Source organism: Dietzia sp. B19 (assembly GCF_014145155.1).
Classification (GTDB): domain Bacteria; phylum Actinomycetota; class Actinomycetes; order Mycobacteriales; family Mycobacteriaceae; genus Dietzia; species Dietzia natronolimnaea.
Window position 1 is genome coordinate 1 of sequence record NZ_JAALED010000229.1, and the last position, 8874, is coordinate 8874.

Here is an 8874-nt window from a genome sequence, read left to right on the forward strand (position 1 = left end):
GCGCTGCTGGACGCGGTGGACCGGGTGACGGGTGAGCACGGGGCCGTCACCGGCCGCTATGAGTGGCCGGCGGTCGCTTTGGCCTCCGCGGCCTGAGCGAGAGCGCAGCCCTCCGCGGCCTGAGCCGTTCGGTGGCCCCGCCGGCTCCGGGTAGGATCGGCAGTCGAGCCCCGGCCGGTCCGGGTCCGCCCCGCGTTTCCACCGATCGAGGAGTTTCACCGTGGCCCGAGTCGTCGTCGAAGTCATGCCCAAGGCCGAGATCCTCGATCCGCAGGGCCAGGCCATCCACCGGGCCCTGGGCCGTCTCGGTCACCCGGGCGTCACCGACGTCCGGCAGGGAAAGCGGTTCGAGCTCGAGGTCGCCGACGACGTGTCGGACGCGGAGCTCGAGGAGATCGCTTCGTCGCTGCTGGCCAACACGGTGATCGAGGACTGGAAGGTCGTGCGCGTGGACACCGCCGAGGTGGCCTCGTGACCGCTCGGATCGGCGTCATCACCTTCCCCGGCACGCTCGACGACATCGATGCCTCGCGGGCCGTCACCAGGTCCGGCGCCCAGGCCGTCTCGTTGTGGCACGACGACGCGGACCTCAGGGGCGTCGACGCCGTGGTGGTGCCCGGCGGCTTCTCCTATGGCGACTATCTGCGCTGCGGTGCGATCGCCTCGATGGCTCCCGTCATGGGCGAGGTCATCACGGCCGCCCGGGGCGGCATGCCGGTGCTGGGCATCTGCAACGGTTTCCAGATCTTGTGCGAGGCCGGCCTGTTGCCCGGTGCTCTGGGGCGTAACCGCGACATGCATTTCGTGTGCCGGGACGAATGGCTGCGCGTGGAAAACACCGGCACCGCGTGGACAAGCCGGTTCGAGGAGGGGGCGGAGATCCTCATCCCCCTCAAGTCCGGCGAGGGCCGATACATGGCCACCGCCGAGACGATCGAGCAGCTCGAGGGCGAGGGGCGCGTGGTGTTCCGCTTCGCGGGCGACGCCCCGAACGGCTCGACCAACGGGATCGCCGGGATCTGTTCGGAGAACGGACGGGTGGTGGGCCTCATGCCCCACCCCGAGCACGCCATCGACCCGTTGACCGGGCCCTCTGACGACGGGCTGGGGTTGTTCCTCTCCGCGCTGGACGCGGCGGTCACCGTCTGAGCCGAGACGCGAACGCAAATCGAAGGGCCCGCCGGATTCGCTCCGGCGGGCCCTTCGACTGTGTGGGTGACTCAGAAACCTATGCGGCTGCCGAGATCAGCCAATGCTGCTGCCGAGGTCGGCGCCGAAACCGGCGGCGAGGTTCAGCAGGAAGGCCGGCAGGATGAACGCGGCCGTCAGCAGGGTGTCGATGGCGGACGACCCGGTCGGCTCGCCAACCAGGCTGCCGAATTCGGCGCTCAGGGGGGCGGTGGCTTCGGCGATGGAACCGGTGAGGTTCATGGGAACTCCTTCGGATATCCGCCCCGATCGGACTCGGGGCGAGTGCCGGCGACCCTGATGGCAGCACGTGCCAACTGATTCTGCACCTTTTCACAGGCGCATGGTCAACATTGGCCACTCCAGAGGCAGATGACTCTCCTGCCACACCGCCTGCGCTCGTGTCCCGCCGTTCGCGCGACCGACACACGGCGGGAGTGATCCGGGCCCGAGATACCAGGGCCGGACCACTCCGCGACCGGTGATCAGGCGGGGACGGGGAAGACCCCCGTGCTACCCAGGTCGCCGCCGAATCCGCCGATGAGCATCAGCAGGGAGTTGTAGAGGTACACAGGGGTGGTGACCAGCGTGTCGAGGAACGCCGAACCGGTGCCCCCCTCCAGGCTGCCGTAGATGCCTTCGAATGCCGAGTTGCCTGCGTCCAGAAGCGAACCGGTGAGGTCCATGGGGTCTCCTCAGAGTCGTCGCCCAGGCCTGAATGGCCTGGGCGAATGGCGGCGACCCGGGTGGCCGCACGCGCGTGATCATTGTGCACATCCATTTGGGCAGATGCTCAGATTTTACCCCGTGGATGAAAGCTATCTCACCGCGTGCGTGCCCACGCCCCGCCGCCGACCCTCAGGTCAGAGCCCGCCACTGCCGGTACTGCCCAGGTCGCCCCCCAGGCCTCCGATGAACATCACGACGATGTTGTATGCGTACGCCGGGGCGGTGGCCAGGGTGTCGATGAACGACGAGCCGGTGCCTTCGAAGCTGCCGTAGACTACTTCGAACACTGAGTTGCCGGCTTCGAGTAGTGAACCGGTGAGGTCCATGAGGATCTCCTTCATCTCTGCACCCACGGTTGGGCCGGGGGTGCGCCGAGAGCGGCGGCCCGAGTGGTCGGCGCCCAGCCCGGTGACCGGGCATATGAGGATCATCTCACCTTCCTGGGGCGGTGAGAACCTTCGACGCCGGATCGTGACCGTGGCCGGACTGACGGTCGGACCGGCCGCGGTCGGCGATGCCGCGCGATGCGGTAGAACCATGGGGTGAGCGAATCCAGCACCCAGTCCGTGTCCGCGTCCGACAAGTCCGCCAGGCCGTTCGACATCGTCCTCTACGGTGCGACCGGTTTCACCGGCGGCCTGGTTGCCGATTACCTGCTGCGGAACCTCCCCGAGGGTGGTGCGTGGGCCGTGGCGGGTCGGTCGCGGGTCAAGCTCGATGCGCTCGTGGCCCGGCTCAGCGCCGAGATGCCGGATGTCCCGGCTCCGGGGGTCGTGGTGGCGGACACCGAGGATCCCGGGTCGTTGGCGGACATGGCCAAGGCGGCCCGTGTCGTCCTCACCACCGTCGGTCCGTACCTCGAGTACGGCGAGCCGCTCGTCGCCGCGTGCGCCGAGGCCGGGACAGACTATGTGGATTTGACGGGCGAGCCCGAGTTCGCCGACCGTATGTACCTGGAGTACCACGACAAGGCCGTGACCTCCGGCGCGCGGATCATCCATGCGTGCGGGTTCGACTCCATCCCCCACGACATGGGGGTGTTCTACACGATGAAACAGGTCCCCGAGGGCGTGCCGGTGGCCGTCTACGGCGCGGTTCACGCCGACGCCCAGTTCTCCGGTGGCACCTTCCACTCGGCCATCGGCCAGTTCGCCAGACTCCGCGAGGCCGGCCGTACCGCGAAGGCGCGGCGCACAAAGGAGGGCAGGGTCGAGGGGCGGCGGATCAAGTCGGTGACGGGCAAGCCGCATCACGACAGCGTCCTCGGCCGGTGGCTGGTGCCACTGCCCACGATCGACCCGCAGATCGTGTTGCGGTCCGCGGCCGCGTTGGACAGCTACGGCCCGGACTTCACCTACGCGCACTATGCCTCGGTCAAATCGCCGCTGACCGCGACGGCGGGCATGGTCGGAGTCGGGGCGTTGACCGTGGGTTCCCAGATCGGCCCCATTAGGTCGCAGATTCTCAAGCGGATCGACCGCGGTGCCGGGCCCAGTGAATCCCGCCGCGCCCGGTCGTCGTTCGACGTGACCTTCGTGGCGTTGGCGGGCGGGCGCCGGGTGGTCACCCGGGTCAGCGGCGGTGACCCCGGTTACACCGAGACCGCCATGATGATTGCGGAGTCGGCGCTGTGTCTGGCCTTTGACGATCTTCCTGCGCTCTCGGGGCAACTCACCACCGCCCAGGCCATGGGGGAGGCGTTGCTCGAGCGTGTCGAGCGCGGCGGCCTGACCTTTGAGGTGCTGTCGACCTAGCCCCGGCTGGTAGCGGATTCGCGGGCTGCCGCAGGCCGACTAGACTCTGCCCCGTGACGACTCACGTGGACTCCATCTCGCACGCCTCCGACACCCCCGAGCTGGCCCAGCCGTGGGCGGAACTCGGACTCAAGGAGGACGAGTACACCCGCATCCGGGAGATCCTGGGCCGTCGGCCCACGGACGCCGAGCTGGCCATGTACTCGGTCATGTGGTCGGAGCACTGTTCGTACAAGTCGTCCAAGGTGCACCTGCGCTACTTCGGCGAGACCACCACGGACGAGATGCGGTCCACCATGCTCGCGGGGATCGGCGAGAACGCCGGCGTGGTGGACATCGGCGACGGCTGGGCCGTGACGTTCAAGGTGGAGTCGCACAACCACCCGTCCTACATCGAGCCGTACCAGGGCGCCGCGACCGGTGTCGGCGGCATCGTCCGCGACATCATGGCGATGGGCGCGCGCCCGGTGGCGGTCATGGACCAGCTTCGCTTCGGCCCTGCCGACGCCGATGACACCCACCGCGTCCTCCCGGGCGTCGTGGCGGGAGTGGGCGGCTACGGCAACTGCCTCGGTCTGCCGAACATTGGTGGCGAGACCGTCTTCGACGAGTCCTACGCGGCCAACCCCCTGGTCAACGCGCTGTGTGCCGGCGTGATGCGGGTCGAGGACCTGCACCTGGCCTTTGCTTCCGGCACCGGCAACCGGATCATCCTCTTCGGCGCCCGCACGGGACTCGACGGAATCGGCGGGGTGTCCGTCCTGGCCTCTGAGACCTTCGAGGAGGACGAGCACGGCGCGCCCGTCAAGCCCCGCAAGCTCCCCAGCGTCCAGGTGGGCGACCCTTTCGCCGAGAAGGTGCTCATCGAGTGCTGCCTGGACCTCTACCGCGACGAGCTCGTGGTGGGCATCCAGGATCTCGGTGGCGCGGGTCTGGCCTGCGCCACCTCCGAGCTCGCCGCGGCGGGTGACGGCGGCATGCACGTCGTGCTGGACAACGTGCCGCTGCGCGCCGAGGGGATGTCGGCCGCGGAGATCCTCTCCAGCGAGTCCCAGGAGCGGATGTGCGCCGTGGTGGCGCCGGAGAACGTGGACGCCTTCATGGCGGTGTGCCGCCGGTGGGACGTGTTGGCCACCGACATCGGCGAGGTCACCGACGGAGACCGGCTCACCATCGAGTTCCGCGGTGAGACCGTGGTCGACGTCCCCCCGCGCACCGTGGCCCACGACGGCCCGGTCTACGAGCGCCCCCTGGAGCGTCCGGCGGACCAGGACGCCCTGCAGGCGGACACCACCGCCACGTTGGCGCGCCCGGCCACCGGTGAGGAGCTGCGCCGGACTGTGCTCGACATGGTGGCCAGTCCCGCGCTCTGTTCGCGGAAGTTCATCACCGAGCAGTACGACCGCTACGTTCGCGGCAACACGGTCCTCGCGGAGCACGCGGACGGCGGGGTGCTGCGGATCGACGAGGAGTCGGGCCGCGGCATCGCGCTGTCGACCGACGCCTCGGGCCGCTACACCCGTCTCGATCCGTACACCGGCGCCCGCCTCGCGCTGGCCGAGGCGTATCGCAACGTCGCCGTCACCGGCGCGCACCCGGTCGCCGTGACCAACTGCCTCAACTTCGGCTCGCCCGAGGACCCCGGTGTCATGTGGCAGTTCCGCGAGGCCGTCCACGGACTGGCCGACGGGTGCGCCGAGCTCGGTATCCCCGTGACCGGCGGCAACGTCTCCTTCTACAACCAGACCGGGTCCACGCCCATCCTTCCCACGCCTGTCGTGGGTGTGCTCGGAGTGATCGACGACGTGGCGCGTCGCACCCCCACCGCCTTCGGCGACACCCCGGGGGAGAGCGTCTACCTCCTCGGCGAGACCCGCGACGAGCTCGACGGGTCCATCTGGGCGCAGGTCGCCCACGGGCACCTCGGAGGCATGCCCCCGACGGTCGACCTCCGGTGGGAGGCCACACTCGCCCGGATCCTGGCCACGTGCTCCAAGGACGGCCTCATCACCGGCGCACACGACCTGTCGGAGGGCGGACTCGCGCAGGCGCTCGTGGAGTCGGCCCTCGCCGGGGAGTGCGGCCTCCGGGTGGTGCTCCCCGCCGACGCGGACCCGTTCGTGTGGCTCTTCTCCGAGTCGGCCGGCCGCGTGATCGTGTCGGTCCCCCGGGGCGAGGAGATCCACTTCCAGCAGATGCTCACCGCGCAGGACATCCCGCACACCCGGATCGCCGTCACCGACCCGGACTCGGGGACCTTCGAGGTCCAGGGGCAGTTCACCCTGACCACCGAGGAATTGCGTGCCGCCCACGAGGGGACGCTGCCGGCACTGTTCGGCGTCGACCCGGTCTGAGACGGTCGTTCTGAGACGGGCCGGTCGTCACCGGGTCGGTCGGAGTCGGACCGGTCGGGCGCTAGCCGATGCGTGAGCTCCGCAGACCGGAACGACTGCTCGCCGTGGTCCTGGCCGGCACCGCGGGTTTCGTCGACGCGGTCGGGTTCCTCGTGGTGGGCGGCTACTTCGTGTCGTTCATGAGCGGCAACTCCACGAGAATGGCCGTCGACCTGGTGCAGGGTGACCTCGGTGGCGCGGGGATCGCGGCAGTCGTCCTGGTCTCGTTCTTCCTCGGCGCGGTCGCCGGTGCCGTGGTCACCCGCCTCCGACCCCGGGATGACCGCCCGGCCGTCCTGGCCCTGGTCGCCTCCCTGCTGCTGGTGGCGCTCGCGGTGCACCAGCTCACGGCCGCCACGGTTATCGGGGCGCCGGTGTCGATGACAGTGGTCGCGGCGTCCATGGGTGCCATGAACTCGGTGTTCCACTCCCGGGGTGAGGTCTCCCTGGGGGTCACGTACATGACCGGTGCGGTGGTCAAGTCGGCCCACCGGCTGGTGGACGCGCTGGCAGGGGGATCGTGGGCGCCCTATCGTCAGCAGGTCTCATTGTGGGCTGCGCTCGCGTTGGGTGGCGTGGGGGGTGCGGTGCTCCAGGTGCGCCTCGGCGTGGCCGCGCTGGGCGTCGCCGCAGCTGTCGTGACCGGCGCTCTGCTCGTGACCGTCTGGGTGCGCGGGCGGGAGAACCGCGGCGTCTGAGCGGGGGTCAGCCTCGTCGTCGTGCCCGGTGATAGGTCTCGCGCGCGGCGAGGCCGTGGACCACCTCGTCGATCATGGGACGGACGAACCGAGCACGGTGGGCGGTGTCGGAGGCCGCCGCGGCGGCCAGGTTGAGGGCGGAGAACGCCGCGAGGGTCAGCGAGACGCGAACCAGCGTCACGCTGACCGGGACGCCCGCCAACAGGCCCCCCAGATCCTCCGTCGGCCGCAGCGTCCAGCGGGTCTCGGTGGCCTCCGGGATCGCTATCCAGCCCAGGAACACGAAGAACAGGAAGACCAGGCAGGCGAACAACACGGCCTGGATGAGGGTGGCCAGCACCGGGACCAGCAGGATGTTGATCCGCTCGGACCATCGCAGTTCCCGGCCCGGCGCCCGCGCCTCCAGCTCGTCGTGGAGGTCGTCCCGGGTGGTGATCGCCACCAGCAGCACGGTGAGCAGACCCATGACGCCCACCACTGCGAACGTCCGCGGCCAGGACAGCGCCACCATCACCTGCCAGATCTCCGCGCTGAAGAACAGGAAGAGCACGGCCAACATGAGGACCGGCAGGACCCGGGCCACCATGTGGCCCATGGTGCCGAGCTCGCGCCGGACCCGCCGAGCGGCCCAGCGCACCAGCGAGCCCGCGCCGATGTAGGTGCCCATCAGGACCCCCACCAGGAGCATCGACGTGGTGCCCAGTCCGGGGCCGTCGTGGTGCTCGAAGGTGAGTGGCGCGGCCACGACGAGGGCGACCGCAGAGGCGAGCCCGACGACGGAGCCCGCCACCCGGCCCAGGCGACGCACCACGCGGGCCACCAGCCAGCCGAGGATTGGCGCGGCGACGACCAGGCCGAGCGCCAGCAGGAGCAGCAGGATGATCGGATCGGTCACTCCGATGTCGTCCAACTCCGGTGAGTCCTCGCCGACCCGCTCGAGCAGCGCCACCGCGTAGTCGTTCGCGCGGTCAAGCGCGGAGAGGCCCGACGTGGCCACCGCGAGACCCGCGCTGACTCCCGCGGAGCGGATGAGGATCTCGCGTGACCGCGTGGACGGGACGATCATCAGTGGCAGTCCCAGCGACCGCAGGTACTCCTCGTGGGCGCCGCGGTTGCGGGCCGGGGTCGGATCGGTCGTGGGCACGGGGACATTCTGGCAGTCATCGCGGTCCCCGCGGCCCGTACCGCCGACTATCGTCGAGCCATGCCCACCAGTGAGCGAGCGGTGCAGACGCCCGGCGCGGGGCCGGCAGCGCCCCCGGTCTACGCCCGTCTGCCGTCCAAGGTGCGGGACGACGATGTCCGGCCGGCACTGCCGGGTCAGGTCGTCGACACGGTGTTCTTCACGCTGGCCACCCTCGCGGCCGGATTCCTGGGCTGGCGGCTGCTGGACGAGGTGTGGCGCCACACCTGGTGGCACCTCTTCCTCCTGATCCCGTTCTGGGCGCTGGTCGCCTATCTGGTCCTGCCCCGACTGCAGACGCTGATCACCTCGGTGTACGTGCCGGGGTACTTCATCGCCCGCACCCGGACCTCGGACGGGTTGCTGGGGGACCCGGTCAATCTGGCCGTCGACGGCACCGCGCGTCAGATCCACGAGGCCATGACGGCGTGCGGGTGGGTGCTGGCCGACGACATTACGGTCCGCTCCTCCTGGGGCATCATCATGTCCTCGGTACTGCGACGGTCCTACCCGTCCGCGCCGGTGAGCCCGCTGCGGCTCTTCGGCCGCAGGCAGTGTCTGGCCTACCAGCAGGAGGTGGAGGGCAACGCGGCGCAGCGGCACCACGTCCGGTTCTGGCGATGCCCCGACGGGTGGCTGCTGCCCGGTGGCCACCGGGTGCAGTGGCTCGGGGCCGGCACCTACGACCGGGCTGTGGGGCTGTCGCTGTTCACCCTCCAGGTGACCCACAAGATCGACGCGGACATCGACGTGGAACGCGACTACATCGTGGACTCGATCCGGTACCACGTCCCCGCCGCGGGGGTCCGGGTGCTCGAGAACTTCTCCGCCGGTTACCACTCCCGCAACGGCGGGGGTGACGCGATCCGCACTGACGGTGACCTGCCGGTGGTGGACCTGCGGTCCGTGCCGGTCCCCGAGGCGGCGGC

General features: G+C 69.9%; 10 protein-coding genes. 6 read left to right on the forward strand and 4 right to left on the reverse strand.

Annotated features, from left to right (window positions below; genetic code table 11):
* The first annotated feature begins 220 nt into the window (after window positions 1-220).
* Window positions 221-475 carry a phosphoribosylformylglycinamidine synthase subunit PurS gene (gene purS, locus G6020_RS07620; protein WP_179524603.1) on the forward strand — a complete coding sequence of 85 codons (255 nt, stop codon included), beginning with the start codon at window positions 221-223 and terminating at the stop codon, window positions 473-475.
* Window positions 472-1149 carry a phosphoribosylformylglycinamidine synthase subunit PurQ gene (purQ, locus tag G6020_RS07625; RefSeq protein ID WP_182610207.1) on the forward strand — a complete coding sequence of 226 codons (678 nt, stop codon included), beginning with the start codon at window positions 472-474 and terminating at the stop codon, window positions 1147-1149. The genes purS and purQ overlap by 4 nt, the downstream gene beginning before the upstream one ends.
* Window positions 1150-1245: 96 nt before the next feature.
* Here the strand turns inward: purQ and G6020_RS07630 are convergent, their stop codons facing one another.
* The 3 genes from G6020_RS07630 to G6020_RS07640 form a co-directional block, all read right to left on the reverse strand.
* Window positions 1246-1431, reverse strand: coding sequence for a hypothetical protein (locus G6020_RS07630; protein WP_182610208.1), 186 nt, complete (start codon window positions 1429-1431; stop codon window positions 1246-1248).
* A gap of 242 nt (window positions 1432-1673) precedes the next feature.
* Window positions 1674-1874, reverse strand: a complete 201-nt coding sequence (locus G6020_RS07635; RefSeq protein ID WP_182610209.1) for a hypothetical protein — start codon at window positions 1872-1874, stop codon at window positions 1674-1676.
* Between the two features lie 177 nt (window positions 1875-2051).
* Window positions 2052-2258: a hypothetical protein gene (locus G6020_RS07640; protein ID WP_182610210.1), complete on the reverse strand. Its 207-nt coding sequence runs from the start codon at window positions 2256-2258 to the stop codon at window positions 2052-2054.
* Between the two features lie 201 nt (window positions 2259-2459).
* Here G6020_RS07640 and G6020_RS07645 point away from each other — a divergent pair, with 201 nt between their 5' ends.
* From G6020_RS07645 to G6020_RS07655, 3 genes are all read left to right on the forward strand, one after another.
* Window positions 2460-3671, forward strand: a complete 1212-nt coding sequence (locus G6020_RS07645) for a saccharopine dehydrogenase NADP-binding domain-containing protein (RefSeq protein ID WP_182610211.1) — start codon at window positions 2460-2462, stop codon at window positions 3669-3671.
* 53 nt (window positions 3672-3724) lie between these two features.
* Window positions 3725-6025, forward strand: coding sequence for a phosphoribosylformylglycinamidine synthase subunit PurL (purL, locus tag G6020_RS07650; protein WP_182610212.1), 2301 nt, complete (start codon window positions 3725-3727; stop codon window positions 6023-6025).
* A 68-nt stretch (window positions 6026-6093) separates the two neighbouring features.
* Window positions 6094-6762, forward strand: a complete 669-nt coding sequence (locus G6020_RS07655) for a YoaK family protein (protein ID WP_182610213.1) — start codon at window positions 6094-6096, stop codon at window positions 6760-6762.
* A 7-nt stretch (window positions 6763-6769) separates the two neighbouring features.
* Here the strand turns inward: G6020_RS07655 and G6020_RS07660 are convergent, their stop codons facing one another.
* A complete protein-coding gene (locus G6020_RS07660; RefSeq protein WP_182610214.1) occupies window positions 6770-7906 on the reverse strand; it encodes a hypothetical protein in 1137 nt (378 codons plus the stop codon).
* A gap of 60 nt (window positions 7907-7966) precedes the next feature.
* Here G6020_RS07660 and G6020_RS07665 point away from each other — a divergent pair.
* Window positions 7967-8874 (forward strand): LssY C-terminal domain-containing protein (locus G6020_RS07665; RefSeq protein WP_241732614.1); only part of this gene is annotated, 908 nt, incomplete at its 3' end.

Excerpts from the sequence above, each read along its gene's own strand:
- G6020_RS07630 (WP_182610208.1), bottom strand. The coding sequence starts at position 1,431 with ATGAACCTCACCGGTTCCATCGCCGAAGCCACCGCCCCCCTGAGCGCC.
- G6020_RS07635 (WP_182610209.1), bottom strand. The coding sequence starts at position 1,874 with ATGGACCTCACCGGTTCGCTTCTGGACGCAGGCAACTCGGCATTCGAA.
- G6020_RS07640 (WP_182610210.1), bottom strand. The coding sequence starts at position 2,258 with ATGAAGGAGATCCTCATGGACCTCACCGGTTCACTACTCGAAGCCGGC.
- G6020_RS07655 (WP_182610213.1), top strand. The coding sequence starts at position 6,094 with ATGCGTGAGCTCCGCAGACCGGAACGACTGCTCGCCGTGGTCCTGGCC.